Genomic DNA, 21,413 nt, shown 5'->3' with positions numbered 1-21,413 from the left:
TAAAGGCACTTTGTTAAGAGTATTTGATTTAAGACCTCCCATTTTGGCCATTTATTGAAGAATAAATTATAATGAATTATTTAAAGGAATTAAAAACTTAATCTAATTACTACTTATTTTGTAAATTCTTTAGGAGCTTGTCTTCTAGGGTTGCTTTTATCTTGATGACAGCATCAACATTATCATTAGGAACGGTCATCGACAAAACGTAATGCTTTATTTTCCACTCCCTGCCTATTTTCACTACTACTCCCGAACCCCGACAAATTTTCATTTGGGTATTCAACAATTCATCAAACCAAGCCAGTTTTCCTGTTTTATCAAAATAGATGTTGCGTTCCAATGCAGTAAAACTCCACGCCTTGCCTTTGTCAAAATAAGGTTTTGCAAAAGTTTGAAAGGCTGTTTTATTCCAATTTTCGGTGGCATCCGTACCAATGAAAATAGCATCTTCGGCCATCAAATTGAAATAGGCGTTGTAGTTTGCTTCGGCAGCGGCTTTGTGCCAAGCGTCAAGCATCGTGTTAATCTTATCCTTCTCTTTATTAGTGTCTTGATCCCTTGGGGTAAAAGCTGAAAACAGCAAAATGCTTACAGAGAATAGAACTATTTTTTTCATAATTTTTGGATTTTACTTGAATTTATTTGACTGAAAATTTCAATTTTAAAATAAACCAAATCTACAACTCATTAAATAACAGTTAATTAGCTGTTATTTTTCTTCGAATTATAGACTTAAAGTAAAGATACTGTTTTAACGGCAAGAAATACAACTCGTTCAAAACTGGTACTATAGGACTAGTTTTGACGTATTTTTGTACTGCCTTAAATGAAATACTACGCACTAATTAAAGCTTAACCTATGAAAAAATTATTTTCCCCTATTATACTAATTGTTTTTACAATTTTGTTTACCACCATTGCCTGTAATAAGAACAAAAAAGATGTTACAGGAGACAAGTTGGATTCAAATGCTGCAGTTACTTTTGACAGTACGCAGGTTAAAACTTTTTTCGAAAAGTATCCAAAATTAAAAATCTATCAAGCTGATGTAATGAAATTGTATCGCAAAGAACAATTTCATTATATCTGGTATGATAAAGATGGACTCAATGAGTTTGCGGGTTTATTGTACAACAAAGTTAATAATTTGACAACGGAAGGGATTCAGACCGTTATTCCTTACAAAGAAAAATTAGACGACGTTTATGACAATCCGGAAGACAATCAAAAAACAAATCTTGACACCGAGCTGTTAAGTTCTGCGCTCTACTTTTTTTATGCCGATAAAGTATATGATGGTATAGATGCTCAAAAAAGCAGAGATCTTGGATGGTTTCTGCCTCGAAAAAAAAAATCGTATGTCAATTATTTAGATTCATTGTTAATCGACCCTTCGTTAATCAACAAAGCTGAAAAAGGCGTACTAAAACAGTATTACCTCCTTAAAGATGTATTGAAAGAATACCGCGAAATAGAAAAAAAAGGGGGATGGAAAACGATAACCCTTGATCCAAATGTTACGTCTTACAAACCCGGAGACAGCGCTACAGTGATCGCACAAATAAGACAACGTTTACTGATTACCGGTGACATTACATCCGATTCCAAAAGTGCTGTTTATGACGACGCGTTGGCTACCGGAATTTTGAAATTCAAAAAGAGAAGCGGCAATACCCTCAATAAGACTATTTTGCCGGAGCACATCAACTATATGAATGTGCCCGTAGCGCAACGTATTAAAACCATCATGGTCAATATGGAACGCTGTCGATGGATTTCAAATGACATTACCAAATCCAAAGAATTAATTGTAGTCAATATTCCTGCTTATGAATTAACATTTTTTAGAGATGGGAAACCGGAATTAAGATCTAAAGTTGTGGTAGGCAAAGCCTTGCATAAAACGGTAATTTTCAGTGCTCCCATGAAATATATCGTATTTAGGCCGTATTGGAATGTACCAACAAGTATTTTGAAAAAAGAAATTCTTCCAGCGATTGAGAAGAACCCAAATTACCTAGAAGAGCACGACATGGAATGGAAAGACAGCAACGTCAGACAAAAACCCGGACCTGAGAATTCATTGGGATTAGTCAAATTTTTATTCCCTAATTCAAATGCCATTTATTTACATGACACACCATCCAAAAGTTTATTCGGTAAAGAAGATCGTGCTTTCAGTCACGGATGTATTCGTGTGGCTAAGCCGAAAGAGCTGGCTGCTATCATTATGAAAAATGATAAAAAATGGAATGCCCAAAAAATTGAAGCTGCCATGAATGAAGGAGAAGAATACTGGTACACGCTCAAAAACAAAATCCCGGTGTATATTGGTTATTTTACCGCTTGGGTTGATGATGAAGGAATTGTTCATTTCTATGAAGATGTATATAAAAGAGACGAAGCATTGGCATCATTGCTTTTCAACAAATAAAGTGTAGTTCGTTTCTAAAAAAATAACTGGCAAAAAAAATGACATTATCTTATTTAAAAGGTAATGTCATTTTTAGTTTAATTCGTGTTTACCAAAAGGCAACTATTTAATACGTTTTCTGTTTTTCGAAAGTTGTATCCAACACTTTTTTTATCTTGTCCAACGCCCCGTGAAATGCTTTCTCCGTAGTATCTGCATGATTCGTAACCGCTACAGGCTGCATATTTACTGGTCTAGCTTCAATAAGACATCGTTTGTCGTTAACTCCGGACTTATCACTATTTTCGTCTCCAAGATGCACTTCTAAGCGGGTTACCTTATCTTCAAAACGCGCCAAAGCTGTTCCTAATTCCTCCGCAATATACGCTTTCAAACGTGCGTGTCCTTCTACATTGTTGTCTGTGTTGATCTGTACTATCATATTTTTATTTATTTAATGTTCTCTTTCAAATTTACCGATTGCAGTATGAAAAACCGAGCCAATTAATAAAACATTGTGAAAATAAAAGATAGAAAAAGTGGATTTAAGGAAGGAATTAGATTCCAGTTTCAAGTTTAGGATTGTCTTTTTTGATTTTGTCTCGAAATAATTTCGGATTGGATTGTAGCCACACAATCCTCCAGGTTTTTTTCTATTTCCACACTCCAGAAACGAAGTACTTTCCAGTTTTGTGATTCGAGGTAGTTGTTGACTTCAATGTCTCTTTGCATGTTTCGTTCTATTTTCTTTTGCCAAAATTCCGTATTGGTTTTGACACGGTCTTTTTGGTTTTCCCAATCTTTGCCGTGAAAGAATTCGCTGTCAACAAAAATGGCGATTTTAAGTTTCTTGAAGGTTAAATCCGGTGTGCCGAAAATAGTTTTGTTGTTTTTACGGTAACGGTAGCCGAGATTCCATAAAGATTTTGCCAAACGGATTTCAGCTTTGGTATTAGTACTGCGAATGGCGCGCATGTTTCTAGAACGCTGTCCTTCTGAGTGTACATCCATATAATCTAAATTAGGCAGTCAAATCAACAATCTCATTTATCTTATACAAATTCGCCAAATTCTCCGATTTTATACGAAACTGACTTCTCTTTTTAATTGCAGGTTTTGTTGACATATTCTCCAATTTAATTCCAGGATCATAATAAATATGACCGTTTGCCATTTCTTTTAAGAACAATTGAAAATCTGTACCAGTCCCTAAAATAACATTATTCCCGTATTTATAATTTCTTCCATCATCGGGTTGAGATAAAGAAGGGACATAACAAGCTTTATCATGTTTCCTATTCCAGTGCAGCAACATCGATGAAAAACTCCAAGAGGCTGTTTCATTTTGATTCTGATCTAATAAGGCAATTCGTCCGTCAGTATTTCGGATTTTACCAGACTCTATATCAAAACCAATTAGTTCTAATGTGAGATTTGTTTTAGGGTGTAGTGCTCCTGATTTATGAATACCTCCAAAATTCATTCTGTCAGGTTTGCCACTAACATCAGGATAACCATATTTTCTAATAAAAGCTTCTGCACCGTCAGTCTTGTAAAACCCATGTGTGGGTTCGGGAGTCATGAGTGTTATTATTTTAGAGTTAATTTTAGCAAAATTTGTAACACCAAACTGCTTGACTTCCCATCCTAAAAAGTCTGGTTCAGAATATCCATTTGGGGTTATTCCTAACTCGGCTTCTAAAGTATAACCTCCACAGTTTGGAGCGTCGCATGGCAATATGTTTCCTAACCTATCGAGCCTTTTTGATTTTATCCAGCCAAGTTGATGAATTCTTAATAATTCAGAAATCAGTTTCTGTCTGTTATTTTTAGCAATTAACAACTCTATTACTTTGAAAACACCATAAATCTCAAATGCTGTAAGGTTATCTAATTCTCTTGCTATTTCTGAATCAGGAGCAGCTACATATCCTAAAACTTCGCCCTTATCCGAAACACTAAAAAACAATAATCTTTTAGCCGTTCTTTGCGTCATTAATTTGGAAGGCGCATTTTTACAACCAATTAAAAAACCTGAAAACCTAACTTCTGGATATTTAGGATAGAGTATTAATTGCGATTTAGGCGCTTTATATAAATTCCCGTCGTCTCCTACCCAAGAGAAATTTATTTTAGCTTTAAATCTTTCTTTGTTCCAGTCGCCGGCTACTTCATTCGTTATTTCCGTAATTGGTAAAATATTTAAAATATCAAAACTACCACTAAAATACACTTGGTTTTTTGAGTTGTCATTCGGCGATAAAACTTTTACGTATATTTTTAGACAGCCATTAGCTGAAAATATCGTCTTTAATTGAGTTAAATTCATTAATTGCGATTAATTCTTTAATAATATTTTTTCCAACTGCTTGCATTAATGGAGAAACTACGGAATTACCAAACTGCTTATAAGCTTGGTTATCAGAAACAGGTATTACAAATTTATCTGGAAACCCTTGAAGACGAGCACATTCTCTAGGCACTAACCTTCTTGGGTTTTTGCCTTCTTGAGGTATTAATATTTCAGCACCATCTTTATAATATCTAGCACTCATGGTTCTCGAAATACCATTTAAATCTGCAAGACCGAATCCAAATCCATTTCCTTTTGCTTTGTGTTTTTTAGCATACTCTTGTAAATAATTCCAAAGTTTATCCGATAGAGTATATTTACTGTCAACCTCAGGTAAAAGAATATCTTTTAATGCAAATTTAACCTCACTCATTTCGGGAAATTTAAAGTTTTCTTTTCCTTTGAAATACTCATTATCAAATCCGACAATAATTATTCTTTCTCTATGTTGAGGAACAAAATGTTTTCCATCTAATACCTTAAAATAAATGTTATAATTTAATTCCTTTAATGTGCTCTGAATAATTTTAAAAGTATTCCCCTTATCATGAGAAACGAGATTTTTCACATTTTCTAACATAAAAGTCTTAGGTCTTTTATGTTTAATAATTCTGGCAATATCAAAGAAAAGAGTCCCTTGTGTTTCATCTAAAAAACCATGTTTTCTTCCTAATGCATTTTTCTTTGAAACTCCAGCAATTGAAAATGGTTGACACGGAAACCCTCCCAGTAAAACATCGTGATCAGGAATTTCAGTTTCTTTAATTTGAGTAATATCTCCGAACGGTACTTCCCCGAAATTTGCTTCGTAAGTTTTTTTTGAATAACTATCCCATTCACTAGTGAAAACACAATTTCCGCCAAGATTTTGATATGCAAGTCGAATACCCCCAATTCCGGCAAATAAATCGATAAATTTAAAACTTGGATTTTTAGGAGGAGGAAATGGAATATCCCATTTAATAGGCAAATAGTATTGAAAATCAGGTTCTTCAGCAATATTTAATTTTTCATGTAAATCAGCCAAATAATCTTTAGCATCTCTTTTATAATATTGAGAAACTCCATTTGTATGATTTTGAAAATAATGAGTTAGTTGCGCAAGGCCATTATCCGTTTTTTTATCAACTTCAATTTTGAGTCTTTCTCTTATTTCTGAATATTTTTTTAACTTCTTCATTTCTTAAAATTATTATCGTTGAAGAATGTCATAAAATCAGTATCAAGAGCAATGATTATTTTCTCTAAAATCTTTACGGTTACATTTCTTTTTCCTGTTTCTACTTTAGTCATATAGGTTCTGTCTACTTCAGCGATATTTGCCAATGCTTCTTGTGAAAGGCTTTTTTCTTTCCGTAATTCTCTAATTCGGTCGCCAATTTTGGTATTGATATCCATTAAATTTTAATTATTGAAGTGAAACAAAACTATCTGAATGTTGCTTTTGGTGCAACGGCATAAGAGTCACTTATTGTTATTGTTTATAAGTTGTTTTACGAAGTATTGCTTAAAAAAACAATTTCTCCATTAGCCTTTTTTGATTTTGCCTCATACAAAAGAACAAAGTCATGAGTGGAAGAATGAAATTATTTGAAAGATAGTTGTTCCATTATCGGGTGCCCTAGCCCTGATTGCAACGGCATCCCTCGCTTTTTTGCGTGGATACAGTGGAAAGCAGGAAATAGCTCCTGAAATAAATCCTGATTACTCCTTTGTGGCAATGACATTTGAAACAAATCATTTATATTTGCATTTCGGTTAGAAGACAATTTTTAATATCAATTATATAATTAAAATGAGACATACAAAAGTTAAAGACTTACTAAACAGTACTACGACGCTTCATGAAGTAAATGCAAAAGGATGGGTGAGAACTTTTAGAAACAATCAATTTATTGCCTTAAACGATGGTTCAACCATTGATAATATACAATGTGTTGTCGATTTTGAGAACACGCCAGACGAAACGTTGAAGAGAATTACGACTGGAGCAGCGATTTCGGTTACTGGAATTTTGGTGGAAAGTAAAGGTGCCGGACAAAAATTTGAAATTCAGGTAGCTAAACTGGAAATCCTTGGAGATTCAGATGCGGAGAAATTCCCGATACAACCTAAAAATAAACCGAGTTTGGATTTCTTGCGTGAAAATGCGCATTTAAGAGTTCGTACCAATATGTTTGGAGCGATTATGAGAGTGCGTTCGGTATTATCGTATGCGGTTCACAGTTATTTTCAAGAGAAAGGTTTTGTATATGTGAATACGCCAATCATCACCGGATCAGATGCTGAAGGTGCCGGTGAAATGTTTAAAGTAACCGCTTTGCCATTTGACGGAACGCCAAGAACCGAAGACGGAAAAGTGAATTACAAAGAAGATTTCTTTGGGAAAGAAACGAACCTAACGGTTTCGGGACAACTGGAAGGAGAAACTTTTGCAATGGCTTTGGGTCAGATTTATACTTTTGGACCAACATTTAGAGCCGAAAACTCGAATACTTCGCGTCACCTTGCGGAATTTTGGATGATTGAGCCAGAAGTGGCGTTCAATGATTTGAATGACAACATGGATTTGGCGGAAGATTTTATTCAGTATGTAATCAAATACACGATGGACAAATGTCCGGAGGATTTGAAATTCTTGGAAACACGATTATTGGATGAAGAGAAATCAAAACCGGTTGCGGAGAGAAGCGAAATGGCTTTACTGGACAAATTAAACTTTGTTTTGGAAAACAATTTCAAACGTGTTTCATACACGGAAGCAATTGACATTTTAAGAGATTGTACGCCAAATAAAAAGAAAAAATTCAACTATATCATCAACGAATGGGGTGCTGATTTACAATCAGAACACGAACGTTACTTGGTGGAAAAACACTTTAAATGTCCAGTAATCTTGTTTGATTACCCGGCAAATATCAAAGCATTTTACATGCGTTTGAACGAAGACGGAAAAACAGTTCGCGCGATGGATATCCTTTTCCCAGGAATTGGAGAAATCGTGGGAGGTTCTCAAAGAGAAGAACGTTTTGATGTTTTGGTTGAAAAAATGAAAGCCTTAGGAATTGATGAAGAAGAATTGTGGTGGTATCTTGATACACGAAGATTCGGTTCAGCAGTTCACTCTGGTTTTGGACTTGGATTTGAACGTTTGGTATTGTTTGTAACGGGAATGACGAATATTCGTGACGTAATTCCTTTTCCAAGAACGCCAATGAATGCCGAGTTTTAGATTTTACTACGAAGGTTCTTTTTGCTGTGAAGGCGCTAAGTTCTTTTTACCTTGAAGAATGAAAGTGTTTCTGCCACGAAGGCACAAAGGCCCTAAGTTTTTTTAAATTTGAAAAGAGGTTTTGCCGTGAACCCGATAAGTTCTTTTTACCGTGAAGAATGAAAGTGTTTTTGCCACGAAGGCACAAAGACCCTAAGTTTTTTTTAAGTTGAAAAGAAGTTTTGCCGTGAACCCGATAAGTTCTTTTTACCGTGAAGAATGAAAGTGTTTTTGCCACGAAGGCACAAAGGCCCTAAGTTCTTTTGTAAAGCTGAAAAGAGGTTTTGACACGAAGGCTCTAAGACTCGATTAAAGTTTAACAAAAAAACTATTGTTTGACCTGTATTTTTGCAGTAAAACATTTAAAAATATAAACTTTGCGCCTTTGCGTCTTAGTGGCAAGAAAAAAATAAGAGTTCGTGGTAAAAAAATAAAAATATGATTACAGAAAGAACCGAAGCCATTGCTAAAATAGTTGTTAATTCGGCTTTTAAAGTTCATAAAGAACTTGGACCAGGTTTATTGGAAAGAGTTTATGAAGTTTGTTTGGCTCATGAAATTAGTAAAGCGGGTCTTGATGTAAAAAGACAAATAGACATTCCTATTGTTTACGATGGTATTGAATTTAGCGAAGGTTTACGACTGGATTTATTAGTTGAAGATTGTATAATTATAGAAGTAAAAGCGGTAGAAAAAGTAAATCCTGTTTGGGATGCTCAAATCATAAGCCATCTAAAATTGCTAAATAAAGATTTAGGATTTTTGATTAATTTTAATGTTCCATTAATAAAAAGTGGCATCAAAAGATTCATCAATACAAAAAAGAATTACTAAGAGATTTTAAGCCTTAGTGACCTAAATATAAGAAAAAATTGGTGCCGTAGTGCCTTTGTAGCTATAACAGTTAAATAAAAAAACTTTGCGCCTTTGTGTCTTAGTGGCAAAACACAAATAAATTAGTGCCTCAATGGCAAAAAAAATAAAATAAAAACTTTGCGTCTTTGCGTCTTAGTGGCAAAAAACAAAATAAATTAGTGCCTCATTGGCAAAAAAAATAAAATAAAAACTTTGCGCTTTTGCGTCTTAGTGGTAAAAAACACAAATAAATTAGTGCCTCAATGGCAAAAAAATAAAATAAAAACTTTGCGCCTTTGCGTCTTAGTGGCAAAAAAACAAAATAAATTAGTGCCTTATTATGCTAAAGCAATTCTTAAATTTAAAGTTATCACAGAAATTATCTCCTCAACAAATTCAGTTGATGAAGTTAATTCAATTGCCTACGCAAGCTTTCGAACAACGTTTATTGGAAGAAATGAACGAAAATCCAGCTTTGGAAGCCGGAAAAGAAGAAGATGAGTATGAAAAGGACGAGTTCGAAAACGAAGATTATGATGATTATGATGATGCCGAATCAGAACGAATCGATGCCGAAGACATCAATATTGACGAATATTTAAGCAACGACGACACACCCGATTATAAAACGCAAGCTAATAATTACAGTGATGATGACGATGAGCGCGAAACACCCTTTGCCGCCCCAGTAAGTTTCCACCAAGATTTAATCAATCAGTTGAATACGTTCATCCTAAATGATGACGACCGTGAAATTGCAGAATTTCTAGTGGGAAGTATCGATGATATGGGTTATATCCGAAGAAGCATTTCTGACATTGTTGATGATTTAGCTTTTACACAAGGAATTTATACCGACGAGAAAACTGTTGAAAGATTGTTACACGTGATTCATGAACTGGAACCATCCGGTGTGGGAGCACGAGATTTGCAGGAATGTTTGTTGTTACAGTTGAAACACAAAACACCAACGGAATACGTAGAACTAGCCACTGATATTATCGAAAATCAGTTTGATGCGTTTACCAAAAAACATTACGACAAACTTTTACAAAAATATAATGTTTCAAATGAGCAACTTAAAAAAGCCATTCACGAAATAGAAAAACTGAATCCAAAGCCTGGCGGATCGTTTACCGGAAACAACAAAGTTACCGAAAATGTAGTCCCTGATTTTGCCATCAGAATTGTGGACGGCGAACTGGAACTGACCTTAAACGGACGAAATGCTCCTTCCCTGCACGTTTCCAAAGATTATCAGGAAATGATGCAAACCTACAAGGATTCCCGTGATAAGTCAGCGCAGCAAAAAGATGCGGTACAGTTTATCAAGCAAAAACTAGATTCGGCTAAATGGTTTATCGATGCGATACGCCAACGTCAGGAAACACTTTTTGTAACCATGAATGCGATTATGCATTATCAGGAAGAATATTTCCTAGATGGTGATGAAACCAAGTTGAAACCGATGATTCTGAAAGACATTGCCGATATGGTAGGTCTTGACATTTCGACGATTTCACGTGTGGCCAACAGCAAATATGTGGAAACGCCTTATGGTACAAAACTGATTAAAGAATTCTTCTCGGAAGCGATGAAAAATGATCAAGGTGAAGATGTTTCTACGCTGGAAATCAAGAAAATCCTTAAGAATACGATTGAGGAAGAAGACAAGAAAAAACCACTTCCAGACGATCAATTAGCCGAAATTCTAAAAGAAAAAGGCTATCCAATCGCGAGAAGAACAATTGCAAAATACAGAGAACAACTTGACATTCCTGTAGCGAGAATGAGAAAGAAGATGTAAATTAGGATTTAAAATACTAAAAAGGGGAAATTTGTTTAAAGACAAGTTTCCCCTTTTTTTTATGGAGAAAATTTACTGATTTACAAGATGTTAAATATCACTAAAAGTGGGTATTGTGCAGGGAGTTAAATAGATTGACCTTGCAGATTGGAAGTTTTAAAAAAGACAAGACATTAACGTAATACTAATTAAATCACATTAAAAAAATTGGTTTTTAGTAACTTTTAAATTACCTTTGATATGAATATACGAGAAGTAATAGCGTACAAAAATTACTTTGAAGATTTTCTTCTTGAACAACCAAAAAAAGTTCAGGATAAAATCTTTAAAATTATTGAAGCTATAGAAACTCTTGAAAGAGTTCCATCCAATTATTTAAAATCAATGGAAGGAACAAATGGACTTTATGAAGCAAGAATACAATTGGCTTCAAACATTTGGAGAGTTTTCTGTTTTTTTGACCATGGAAGACTTGTTATTTTGTTAAACGGCTTTCAAAAGAAAACACAAAAAACGCCTAAAAATGAGATTGATAAAGCCCTGCGCTTAATGAAACAATATTATCAAGAAAAATCAAATGAAAATGAAAACTAAAAGCTGGAAAGAAATTAAAGATAGTGTTTACGGAGAAAAAGGAACGGAGAGACGTGATGAACTAGAAAGAGACTTTGAAGGATTTAAAATTGGGCTACAATTAAAAAAAGCACGTTTAGAAAAAAACTTAACGCAAAATGAACTTGCAGAACTTGTTGATAAAAAAAGAGAATACATTTCAAAAATCGAAAATAACGGAAGTAACCTTACCCTAAAAACCTTGTATGATATTGTAGAAAAAGGTTTAGGTGGAAAAGTAAAAATTCAGATTGAATTATAGTCTATCACAAGAAAATTAAAAAACCCTTTCAGAATTTAGAACTCGAAAGGGTTTTATATTTTCAATCCTTAATATATTTCAACCAGTTCCGGCTCCCTCTCCTTTGGAGAGTCCCGAAGCGTCGGGAGGGGAGAAGATTTACTTCTCCTGATCTTTTCTCATCGCATGATAATACGCGGCACGGCTCAACGGTTCGTATTCTTCGGTTTCCCCTAACATGACGAGTTTGTCATTGTCTGTTTTTCGAAAACTATAATTAGCGAGATTTCCGGTGCGGGTACACACGGCGTGAACTTTGGTGACATATTCGGCAGTCGCCATTAATGCGGGCATCGGACCAAAAGGATTCCCCTTGAAATCCATATCCAATCCGGCAACAATTACTCGGATTCCCTGATTTGCCAAATCATTACAAATCTTGACAATTTCGTCATCAAAAAACTGTGCTTCGTCAATTCCCACCACATCACAACCTTGCGCCAAAATAGCAATATTTGCGGCAGCAGGAACGGGCGTGGAACGGATTTCATTGGCATCATGCGAAACTACCATATCATCATGATAGCGTGTATCAATTTCTGGTTTAAAAATCTCCACTTTTTGCTTGGCAAACTGCGCTCTTTTCAAACGACGGATCAATTCCTCGGTTTTACCCGAAAACATGGAGCCACAAATGACTTCAATCCAACCAAATTGTTCTTTATGATTTACTGTATTTTCGAGAAACATTTTGTATTTTTCTGACTTAAAAAATGAATAGTTTTTATTACTTTGTAACGGATAAAACCGACTTAAAAATTTTATACTTTTACGTCGTTTCAAAAGTATAACATTTTTATTAAATCGAAGATTCACGAACACTTATTTGCAAAATAATAATATTGTGAGTAAAGGTTACATCTTCCTTAGGCTAAATAAAACTCAGGAAGAAATTTATTAAAAAAGACCCGCCTAAAACACTATAATTTCGAAGTTATGAAAAAAAAATTGGAAGCCGATTTAATCAGCATTGCACACAGAATATTACAACTAAAAAATAAATCTGATATCAATCAATTATATCTGGAAACGCAGAAATTGTATGAAAAACTTTCTGTCTTGCGATTTGTAGACGAACACTTTAGTGAGGCAAAACCAACTATTGGAATTGCTGAAATTGAGGAAAAAATTGAGAAAATTTTTGACCAAAAAGAAACTGCGCAACCTGAAACAAATACAGCTGTCGAAGAAACGATAACTGACAAAATTGTTGAAACTCCAGCAGAACAAAACGAAGAAACGCCTGTAGCTGCCGAAGAAATAATTTCAGAGGAAACTATCGAAACGCATTTAGAGGAAAAAAAAGAAATAGTTGCTGAGAAAGAACCAGCAATTGAAGAAGAAATAATAGCCGAAGAGGAAGCCGCAATTGAAGAAGAAATAACGGCACCGGAAACTGCTCCGTTTATTCCCGCTTTCGAATTATCCAAAGAGGAGGAAGTTGAAGAAGTTGAAGAAGAAAAAGTAGCTGAAATTGAAACGCCAAAGAAAATGGAAGCTGTCCAAATTTCTTTCGAAGATTTATTAGGTGGAAATTATAGTGATACTCAGTTTGTAAAAGTACATCCGCTTGAAAACATTCCTACTGCCATTGCAATTGATTTCGAAGAAAAACAATTGGATACTATTGAAGAAGTGAAACCAGAACCGGCGGAACCAAAAATAGCTTCGTTAAATGAAAAATTAGCAAAAAATATCAATATTGATTTGAATGATCGCATTGCATTTACAAAACACCTTTTTGGGAACAGCAGTGAGGATTACAACCGTGTTTTAAATCAATTAATCACATTTGATACGTTCTACGAAACCAGAGATTTTATTCAGGAAATGGTAAAACCAGATTACAATAACTGGGAAGGAAAACAAGATTATGAGGAACGTTTTATGGATATTATAGAGAAGAAATTCTTGTAATTCCGGTTGAATTGTCCTGAGTGTTCCTTTGAATAAAAACAAAATAATAAAAAACGGAATGGATTTTAAGTTTTAAAATTCATTCCGTTTTACTTCTTATCTCGAAAATTCGGGATGTGTTTAATTTTTTAATTATGTCAAAATTATATATCGTTCCTACGCCTATCGGCAATCTCGAAGACATGACTTTTCGAGCCATTCGAATTCTTAAAGAAGTCGATTTGATTCTCGCCGAAGACACGCGAACCAGCGGAAAATTGTTAAAGCATTTCGAAATCGGCACGCACATGTATAGCCATCACATGCACAACGAACACAAAACCATCGAAAATTTAATTTCTAGATTGAAAGCCGGAGAAAATATCGCCTTAATTTCGGATGCGGGAACGCCTGCCATTTCGGATCCTGGGTTTTTACTAACCCGAGCTTGTGTCGAAAATGGAATTGATGTCGAATGTTTACCCGGTGCAACCGCTTTCGTTCCTGCATTAGTCAATAGCGGTTTACCCAACGATAAATTTGTTTTCGAAGGATTTTTGCCTGACAAAAAAGGACGCCAAACCCGATATCTAGCTTTGGCAGAAGAAACACGCACGATGATTTTGTATGTTTCACCGCATAAATTAGTGAAGACTTTAGCGGAGTTCATCACCTATTTTGGCGAAGACCGACAAATATCGGTTTCACGCGAACTATCAAAAATGCACGAAGAAAATATTCGTGGAACAGTCAAAGAAGTCGTAGCTCATTTTGAAAAAATAGCACCAAGAGGCGAAATTGTCGTCGTAGTCAGTGGAAAAACAATTACCAAAGACCCTAAAAAATCAAAATTTTCATCAGAAGAATAATATAAATATGAGTCCAGCATCTTTTTTAGAAAAACTAAAACAAACTCCCGAAGCAATCGCATTTACAGAAACCATTGCTATCATTGAAGAAAACTACGACTTTACTCCAACGGCATTTGAGAACGGTTTGCAACACAATGCGGCTGGAGAAAATTCAGGATCTTGCAAGTTATTTGCTTTCGCCGAAATTCAAAACTTATCAGAAGCGGAAACGTTATCCTGTTTTGGTGCGTTTTATTATGATGATGTTTTAAAAAATCCAAACGGAACAGATCATCAAAACATTCGCAATTTCATGAAAACTGGTTGGGATGGAATTGCATTTTACGGAAGTGCTTTAGTATTGAAATCAAATAGTTAAACCGCTAATTAGCAAATTAAATCGACAGACATAATTAGCGAATTAGCGGTTATTCCTTTTTCGAATTCTTAAAATCCTAAATCTTATAATCCCAAATTACTATGCGTTGGACCATCAAATCAAAACCTTCCGAAGATACCGTGAAACATCTCGCTCAAGCTTTGAATGTGGAAGATTTTGTGGCAACATTATTAGTGCAACGTGGCATTGAAACTTTTGAAGATGCTAAACGATTTTTTCGTCCCAGTTTAGATGATTTACACGATCCATACTTGATGAAGGATATGGGAAAAGCAGTGGAACGTATCGAAAACGCAATTGAAAATCAGGAAAATATCCTTGTTTTTGGTGATTATGATGTTGATGGAACTACAGCCGTTTCGCTTGTTTCTTCGTATTTAAGAAGCTATTATCCTAATGTTGCCACTTACATTCCGGATCGTTATGATGAAGGATATGGGATTTCCTTTAAAGGAATTGACTTTGCCGATGATAATGGATTTTCACTTATCATTGCTTTAGATTGTGGTATAAAATCCATCGATCATGTGGCTTATGCCAAAGAACGAAACATTGATTTTATCATTTGCGACCACCACAGACCCGGAAAAATTTTACCTGAAGCTGTTGCCGTTCTCGACCCAAAACGGGATGATTGCAATTATCCGTATGACGAATTATGCGGCTGTGGAATTGGTTTCAAATTGATTCAGGCTTTAGGCCAAAACCGTGACGAAACTATCGAAGACTTATTTCCTTATTTGGATTTGGTTGCGGCTGCCATTGCGGCTGATATTGTCCCGATGACTGGGGAAAATAGGGTGTTGGCTTATTTTGGATTGCAAGTCATCAACGCTGAACCGAGACCCGGAATCAAAGCTTTGATTAACCAAGTAAAAAAACAAACTTTAGATATTACCGATGTCGTTTTTATCATCGCACCAAGGATCAACGCTGCTGGACGTATCAAACACGGCAATCATGCGGTGGAATTATTGACCGAATTTAATTTTGAACAAGCCCAACAATTTGCCTCCGAAATCGAAAAATACAATTCGGAGCGAAAGGATTTAGATAAATTAATCACCAAAGAAGCGTTAAAACAAATTGAGGAAAACAATGAAAAAGAACGTTTTACCTCAGTGGTTTTTCAAGAGGATTGGCACAAAGGCGTCATTGGGATTGTCGCTTCCCGATTGATAGAAAACTATTATCGTCCAACTTTAGTTTTTACAAAAAGTGGCGATAAATATGCCGCTTCGGCACGTTCTGTAAAAGGATTTGATGTCTATAATGCATTGGAAGCCTGTGCCGAACATTTGGAGCAGTTTGGTGGTCACATGTATGCTGCCGGAATGACTTTAAAGGAAGAAAATTATCAGCTTTTCAAAGATGCTTTCGAAAAAGAAGTCGAAAAAACCATCCATCCTGATATGCTGACTCCTGAAATTTCGGTTGATGCCGAAATTAATTTTGCAGATATCACTCCAAAACTGACTCGGATTCTAAAACAATTCGAGCCTTTTGGACCCCAAAATATGACACCTGTTTTCCTTACCAAAAATGTAAAAGATACCGGTTATGGAAAACCAATGGGACAAGAAGACGAACATTTGAAACTTTTTGTAAAACAAAACAACTCCGAAGGCATTGCTGCGATAGGCTTTGGCTTAGGCAACAAATTAGAAACCACTAGAAACGGACAACCCTTTGAAATGGTTTATTCTATTGATGAAAACGAATGGAAAGGGAATGTAAGTTTACAATTACGATTAAGAGACATTAAATAATTAGCACTTATAAAATGAAAAAACACGATCCCTACGCAGCCTTGCGTTATAAAGAATTCAACACCTTTTTATTATTACGTTTCGCCATGGTTTTTGCCTGGTCCATGCAATTTATTGTTATTGAATGGCAAGTATACAGCATCACCAAAGATCCACTTTCACTAGGAATCATTGGATTAATGGAAATAATTCCTGCTATTGCCATGGCCTTATTCGCAGGACACATAGTCGATCAAAAGGAAAAAAAAGGACTTCTTTTCAAGTGTATATTAGGATTTTCGGCAATCAGCTTTGGGTTGTTTATGTTAACATGGCCGCCCATTGTAAGTGGATATTCTACAAAAGTAATTTTGTATGGCATTTATTTCCTGGTTTTTCTGGGGGGAATTGTACGCTCTTTTCTTGGTCCAACCATATTTTCCCTTTTATCGTTGATTGTTCCTAAAAAAGTATATCCAAATGCTGCCACATGGAGCAGTTCTGTTTGGCAAATAGGTGCTGTTTTAGGACCAGCGACTGCTGGTTTTTCAATAACTTTGATTGGTGTTCACTGGTCGATGTGTTCCGTTTTTTTATGTTCGGTTTTTTCTTTAATCGCCTTGTCCCAAATAGCCGCTAAGCCTATTTTGAACCCAAAAATTGGGGAACCTATTATGGAAAGTTTGAAAGAGGGCGTGAAATTTGTTTTCAACAACAAAACTGTTTTGGGAGCTTTATCACTGGATATGGCGGCAGTTCTTTTTGGCGGAGCCGTAGCGTTGTTACCCATTTTTGCCCAAGACATTTTAAAAGTTGGACCCGAAGGTTTTGGTGTATTGCGAGCTGCTCCAGCTGTTGGTTCTTTCTTAACACTGATTATTTCAGCCTATGTGCCAATGAATAAAAACGCGGGAATAAAGCTTTTGTCTGCGATTTTTGCTTTTGGAGTCTGTATCATTGTCTTTGGACTTTCCACTATTTTCTGGTTGTCTGTATTGGCATTATTTTTAAGCGGTGCTGTTGATGGAATTTCGGTGGTGATACGTCAAACTATTTTGCAATTGAAAACGCCGGATCATATGCGAGGCCGAGTTTCAGCAGTGAATTCAATCTTTGTGGGCTCTTCCAATGAATTGGGTGCTTTTGAAAGCGGATTAACAGCAAAATTAATGGGAACGGTAACTGCAGTTGTTTTTGGCGGAAGCATGACGCTTTTAATTGTGCTTGGAACAGGAATATTTTCCCCTTCATTCAGAAAATTAGACTTACAAAAGGATATTGACGAACATGAAAAAGGCGAGTAACAATAGAGTCTTTTTTCACTTTATATAGCCAGTCGGTAAAATAATCTCAGGATTAGTTACCGACTTTTTTTATGACTCTTTTATATTTTTTTATTTAGAACAAATCTAAATAATTATTATATTTGTTTCAAAGAAATTCTATATGAAAGAAATAAAACAAATATATTACAATGATTCAGGAACTTCTTTCTATTGGAAAAAAGAGGATGAAGTATTGACAGACAAAGTTCAATTGATTTTCAGAGAAACAGGTTTTTATTTTACCAAGCACGAACTCCAACTATTTAAATATTGCATTGAAGAAACTAGCATACTAAACAAATGCTGTGACGATTGCGAACTGAAAAACAAATGCCACAAATTCTTGCTAAAAACACCTTGTTCCCAAATTGATTTGGCCGTTTCCATGGAAGAATTAAACGCCGTAAAAGACTTGGTGGAAGGCACTTTGTTTAAACTAAATTTGGATGATTATTTGTATGGCGTGGGGATGAATTAATTTCCATATTTTTTAATCTCGAATGTATCGCCATCAAAAACGCCATACGTGAAATACGTGATCCAGTCTCCCAGATTCACATATTCGGAATTTTCTCCCACCGTTACTTTCATAGGCAAATGACGGTGTCCAAAAACAAGGTAATTGTAGTGTTTGGTTTCTAGTTTTCTTTTCGAATAGAGAATCAACCATTCCTTATCTTCGCCAAGAAAAGTCACATCTTCATCACCGGAAATCAATTTATTTTTCACGGAAAGATATTGTGCTAAACCTACTCCAATATCAGGATGAAGCCATCTGAAAAGCCATTTTGAGAATGGATTTGTAAATACTTTTTTCATTCGTTTGTACCCCATGTCGCCAGGGCCTTTTCCGTCGCCATGACCCACTAGGAACGTTTTATCACCAAAAGTATATTCTTGATTGTCGTGGTACACCGGGATATTCAATTCTTTCTGGAAATAATCATCCATCCATAAATCGTGATTTCCTACGAAGAAATAAATAGGGATTCCACTGTCGCGAATTTCGGCGAGTTTGCCTAAAACACGAATAAACCCTTTGGGAACGACTGTTTTGTATTCGAACCAAAAATCAAATAAATCACCTACTAAAAAAATAGCTTCCGCGTCTTTTTTTACCTCATCGAGCCAAGCCACAAATTTTTGTTCTCTTGGAAAACTCAATTCTGGTGTTGGCGCTCCAAAATGCTGATCGGAGGCGAAATATATTTTTTTGTTATTGGGTAATTGCATGAAGCTATAGTATAGATTTCATATTATCACTTGCAAACCATTCGGCAAAAGAGGATTCTGTTTCTTGCAATTTTAAGGAGAAAAGGGCAATTCCTTCTGGCAATCTTCTCATTATTCTTTGAGAAAAATCGACTACCATATTCTCGCTTGTTGGCTGATAATCTACCAAAATAACGTGATGTCCACGATTTTTTAATTCGTTTGCCAATTCAATATGAGGAGTCGTTTCGTTAAAAACTGTTGCGTGGTCAAATTGATCCACAATTTCCTCTTTTACAATTTTCTTCAAATCAGAAAAATCGATAACCATTCCAAACTTCACGTCGTTACGGTTTTCGATTGGCTTCCCTATTACGGTTACTGACAATTTATAACTATGCCCGTGAACATTTTTACATTTCCCGTCGTAACCGTATAAGGCGTGACCTGTTTCGAAACCAAATTGTTTTGTAATTCTGATATTGCTCATCGGAGTTTAATTTTAATGCAAATTTAGCAAATTGATATGAGAAATAAGATGTAAATGTCGGTCAAACGCTTTTAAGGAATTATTACACGAAGTTTCACAAAGGATATAGGAATAAGCACAAAAATTTCATTAATTAACCATTAAGATTTAAACTTAATTTCTTAATGATTCAAATTATATGAAGAATATGTGTTACAAAACATTTAGTATGATGAACTTTTTAAATAAGAAGAAAGCGGAACAGGAAAGTTACAGCTTCATTATGGAATTATAGATTTTCTGGTTCAAGCGCGCAAGGGATAGCAGCGAAAAGCCCACAGCGGCGCATTTTTTTTGCGGCGCGAGGACATATAGCGGATAGCCCGACGCTGCCGGAGTTTACGGAGGCTGGGTTGCGCCCCAATAAAAAACGGCCTACATTACTGTAAGCCGTTATGGTTGTATGTGTTTCAAAGAAATTAACTGTTCATTAATTCTTCGATTTCGTCTACTTCAATTGGGATGTTGCGCATCATGTTGAATGGTTCGCCGCTTTCCTGAACGATAATGTTGTCTTCCAGACGGATCCCGAAACCTTCAGCAGGAATGTAAATTCCCGGTTCCACGGTGAACACCATATTGGCTTGCATTGGCTCGGTCAGGATTCCGTAATCGTGCGTATCCAATCCCATGTGGTGCGATGTTCCGTGCATGAAATATTTTTTATAAGCGGGCCATTCCGGGTTTTCGTTTTGCACATCGGCTTTGTCAATAAGACCCAAACCTAGCAATTCTGAAGTCATTAATTTCCCTACTTCGATATGGTATTGTTTCCAAAGTGTTCCTGTTGTCAACATTTTGGTCGCTTCATTTTTAACACGCAATACCGCGTTGTACACTTCTTTTTGTCTTTTGGTGAACTTTCCTGAAACAGGAATTGTTCGTGTCATGTCACTGGAATAATTCGCATATTCAGCAGCAACATCCAGTAAAATTAAATCACCGGCTTTGCATTGTTGGTTGTTTTCGATGTAGTGCAACACATTGGCATTGTTTCCGGAAGCGATAATTGGCGTGTAAGCAAAACCACGGGAACGGTTGCGAACAAATTCGTGAATTAACTCGGCTTCGATTTCGTATTCGGTAACGTTTGGTTTCACGAAAGGCAATAATCTTCTAAAACCGAGTTCGGTAATATTACAGGCTTTTTGGATTAAATCCAATTCTTCAGTCTCTTTTACTGAACGAAGGCGTTGCAATATTGGATTACTTTTTGCGACAGCATGTGCCGGATATTTCTCTTTCCACCATTTTACAAAACGGGCTTCGCGTGTTTCAGTTTCTACAGTGGCGCGATAATGTTCGTTCGTATTGATGTAAATCGTGTCAGCGTGCGTCATCATTTCGAATAATACTTTTTCAAATTCCTGTAACCAATACACGGTTCTGATTCCTGTTACTTCAAAAGCACGCTCTTTAGTCAGTTTTTCACCTTCCCAAATCGCAATGTGCTCGCTGGTTTCTTTCAAGAATACCATCTCTCTTTGATGTTCGTAAGGCGCATCCGGAAAAAGCAATAAGATACTTTCTTCCTGATCCACTCCGCTTAAATAAAAGATATCTCGGTGTTGTGCAAAAGGCATTGTGCTATCGGCACTTATTGGATAAATATCATTAGAGTTGAAAACAGCTAGACTTTTCGGCTTCATTTGAGCCATGAATTTGGTGCGATTTTTTATAAATAAATCCCGGTCAATTTGATGGTATTTCATAACAATTCGATTTAAACTTTTAATTACTCAAAAATACTAAGTTTAAACCGTTTTTTGTTATGAATTCGTCAAATTTTAAATTAAAAAAACACAAAGCGCAGAAGAATAAAATTTACATTTTAAAC

22 protein-coding genes are annotated in these 21,413 nt (G+C 35.7%); 12 read left to right on the top strand and 10 right to left on the bottom strand.

Going from position 1 to position 21,413, the window contains the following annotated elements; all coding sequences use genetic code 11:
* Positions 1–109: 109 nt before the first annotated feature.
* On the bottom strand, positions 110–619 hold the full coding sequence (locus ACM55F_RS07360) for a nuclear transport factor 2 family protein (protein ID WP_416853158.1): 510 nt from the start codon (positions 617–619) through the stop codon (positions 110–112).
* Positions 620–862: 243 nt separating this feature from the next.
* On the opposite strand from ACM55F_RS07360, the gene ACM55F_RS07355 reads away from it, so the two are divergent.
* On the top strand, positions 863–2,437 hold the full coding sequence (locus ACM55F_RS07355) for a L,D-transpeptidase family protein (RefSeq protein ID WP_416853157.1): 1,575 nt from the start codon (positions 863–865) through the stop codon (positions 2,435–2,437).
* Positions 2,438–2,543: 106 nt separating this feature from the next.
* On the opposite strand, the gene ACM55F_RS07350 is transcribed toward ACM55F_RS07355, so the two are convergent.
* The 5 genes from ACM55F_RS07350 to ACM55F_RS07330 form a co-directional block, all read right to left on the bottom strand.
* The gene (locus tag ACM55F_RS07350; protein ID WP_416853155.1) at positions 2,544–2,858 is read right to left on the bottom strand and encodes an HPF/RaiA family ribosome-associated protein; all 315 of its coding nucleotides are present in this window, start codon (positions 2,856–2,858) and stop codon (positions 2,544–2,546) included.
* 134 nt (positions 2,859–2,992) lie between these two features.
* Positions 2,993–3,427: a very short patch repair endonuclease gene (locus ACM55F_RS07345; RefSeq protein WP_416853154.1), complete on the bottom strand. Its 435-nt coding sequence runs from the start codon at positions 3,425–3,427 to the stop codon at positions 2,993–2,995.
* 10 nt (positions 3,428–3,437) lie between these two features.
* A complete protein-coding gene (locus ACM55F_RS07340; protein ID WP_416853153.1) occupies positions 3,438–4,745 on the bottom strand; it encodes an MvaI/BcnI family restriction endonuclease in 1,308 nt (435 codons plus the stop codon).
* Positions 4,708–5,949, bottom strand: coding sequence for a DNA (cytosine-5-)-methyltransferase (gene dcm / locus ACM55F_RS07335; protein ID WP_416853152.1), 1,242 nt, complete (start codon positions 5,947–5,949; stop codon positions 4,708–4,710). The genes ACM55F_RS07340 and dcm overlap by 38 nt, the downstream gene beginning before the upstream one ends.
* Positions 5,946–6,167, bottom strand: coding sequence for a helix-turn-helix domain-containing protein (locus tag ACM55F_RS07330; protein WP_314897909.1), 222 nt, complete (start codon positions 6,165–6,167; stop codon positions 5,946–5,948). Before ACM55F_RS07330 ends, dcm begins: the two co-directional genes overlap by 4 nt.
* Before the next feature lie 397 nt (positions 6,168–6,564).
* Between ACM55F_RS07330 and asnS the strand changes: the two genes are divergently transcribed.
* From asnS to ACM55F_RS07305, 5 genes are all read left to right on the top strand, one after another.
* Positions 6,565–8,001, top strand: coding sequence for an asparagine--tRNA ligase (asnS, locus tag ACM55F_RS07325; RefSeq protein WP_416853151.1), 1,437 nt, complete (start codon positions 6,565–6,567; stop codon positions 7,999–8,001).
* Positions 8,002–8,478: 477 nt separating this feature from the next.
* Positions 8,479–8,874: a GxxExxY protein gene (locus ACM55F_RS07320; protein WP_416853150.1), complete on the top strand. Its 396-nt coding sequence runs from the start codon at positions 8,479–8,481 to the stop codon at positions 8,872–8,874.
* A 361-nt stretch (positions 8,875–9,235) separates the two neighbouring features.
* Positions 9,236–10,702, top strand: a complete 1,467-nt coding sequence (gene rpoN / locus ACM55F_RS07315; RefSeq protein ID WP_416853148.1) for an RNA polymerase factor sigma-54 — start codon at positions 9,236–9,238, stop codon at positions 10,700–10,702.
* A 240-nt stretch (positions 10,703–10,942) separates the two neighbouring features.
* Positions 10,943–11,296: a type II toxin-antitoxin system RelE/ParE family toxin gene (locus tag ACM55F_RS07310; RefSeq protein WP_416853146.1), complete on the top strand. Its 354-nt coding sequence runs from the start codon at positions 10,943–10,945 to the stop codon at positions 11,294–11,296.
* Positions 11,286–11,576: a helix-turn-helix domain-containing protein gene (locus tag ACM55F_RS07305; RefSeq protein ID WP_416853144.1), complete on the top strand. Its 291-nt coding sequence runs from the start codon at positions 11,286–11,288 to the stop codon at positions 11,574–11,576. Before ACM55F_RS07310 ends, ACM55F_RS07305 begins: the two co-directional genes overlap by 11 nt.
* Positions 11,577–11,714: 138 nt before the next feature.
* Here the strand turns inward: ACM55F_RS07305 and ACM55F_RS07300 are convergent, their stop codons facing one another.
* Entirely contained in the window at positions 11,715–12,305 is a 591-nt protein-coding gene (locus tag ACM55F_RS07300) for a thymidine kinase (RefSeq protein ID WP_039108599.1), read from the bottom strand.
* A gap of 246 nt (positions 12,306–12,551) precedes the next feature.
* On the opposite strand from ACM55F_RS07300, the gene ACM55F_RS07295 reads away from it, so the two are divergent.
* From ACM55F_RS07295 to ACM55F_RS07270, 6 genes are all read left to right on the top strand, one after another.
* On the top strand, positions 12,552–13,532 hold the full coding sequence (locus ACM55F_RS07295) for a hypothetical protein (RefSeq protein WP_416853143.1): 981 nt from the start codon (positions 12,552–12,554) through the stop codon (positions 13,530–13,532).
* Between the two features lie 134 nt (positions 13,533–13,666).
* Positions 13,667–14,380: a 16S rRNA (cytidine(1402)-2'-O)-methyltransferase gene (gene rsmI / locus ACM55F_RS07290; protein WP_039108596.1), complete on the top strand. Its 714-nt coding sequence runs from the start codon at positions 13,667–13,669 to the stop codon at positions 14,378–14,380.
* Positions 14,381–14,387: 7 nt separating this feature from the next.
* Positions 14,388–14,741, top strand: a complete 354-nt coding sequence (locus ACM55F_RS07285) for a HopJ type III effector protein (protein WP_416853142.1) — start codon at positions 14,388–14,390, stop codon at positions 14,739–14,741.
* A 101-nt stretch (positions 14,742–14,842) separates the two neighbouring features.
* Positions 14,843–16,531 carry a single-stranded-DNA-specific exonuclease RecJ gene (gene recJ / locus ACM55F_RS07280; protein ID WP_416853141.1) on the top strand — a complete coding sequence of 563 codons (1,689 nt, stop codon included), beginning with the start codon at positions 14,843–14,845 and terminating at the stop codon, positions 16,529–16,531.
* A 14-nt stretch (positions 16,532–16,545) separates the two neighbouring features.
* Positions 16,546–17,814, top strand: a complete 1,269-nt coding sequence (locus ACM55F_RS07275) for an MFS transporter (RefSeq protein WP_416853139.1) — start codon at positions 16,546–16,548, stop codon at positions 17,812–17,814.
* A gap of 142 nt (positions 17,815–17,956) precedes the next feature.
* Positions 17,957–18,313, top strand: a complete 357-nt coding sequence (locus ACM55F_RS07270) for a hypothetical protein (protein WP_416853137.1) — start codon at positions 17,957–17,959, stop codon at positions 18,311–18,313.
* Here ACM55F_RS07270 and ACM55F_RS07265 read toward each other — a convergent pair.
* The 3 genes from ACM55F_RS07265 to ACM55F_RS07255 all read right to left on the bottom strand — a co-directional run bounded on the left by ACM55F_RS07265 (position 18,310) and on the right by ACM55F_RS07255 (position 21,288).
* On the bottom strand, positions 18,310–19,068 hold the full coding sequence (locus tag ACM55F_RS07265; RefSeq protein ID WP_416853136.1) for a UDP-2,3-diacylglucosamine diphosphatase: 759 nt from the start codon (positions 19,066–19,068) through the stop codon (positions 18,310–18,312). The two genes, ACM55F_RS07270 and ACM55F_RS07265, sit on opposite strands and share 4 nt — an antisense overlap.
* 4 nt (positions 19,069–19,072) lie before the next feature.
* Positions 19,073–19,537 (bottom strand): 6-pyruvoyl trahydropterin synthase family protein, encoded by a 465-nt coding sequence (locus tag ACM55F_RS07260; RefSeq protein WP_314897899.1) that lies wholly within the window; start codon positions 19,535–19,537, stop codon positions 19,073–19,075.
* Between the two features lie 458 nt (positions 19,538–19,995).
* Positions 19,996–21,288, bottom strand: coding sequence for an aminopeptidase P family protein (locus ACM55F_RS07255; RefSeq protein ID WP_416853135.1), 1,293 nt, complete (start codon positions 21,286–21,288; stop codon positions 19,996–19,998).
* Between the last annotated feature and the right edge of the window lie 125 nt (positions 21,289–21,413).

The organism is Flavobacterium melibiosi (assembly GCF_048158545.1).
Lineage (GTDB): Bacteria > Bacteroidota > Bacteroidia > Flavobacteriales > Flavobacteriaceae > Flavobacterium > Flavobacterium melibiosi.
This window is presented reverse-complemented; position numbering and strand designations above follow the sequence as displayed.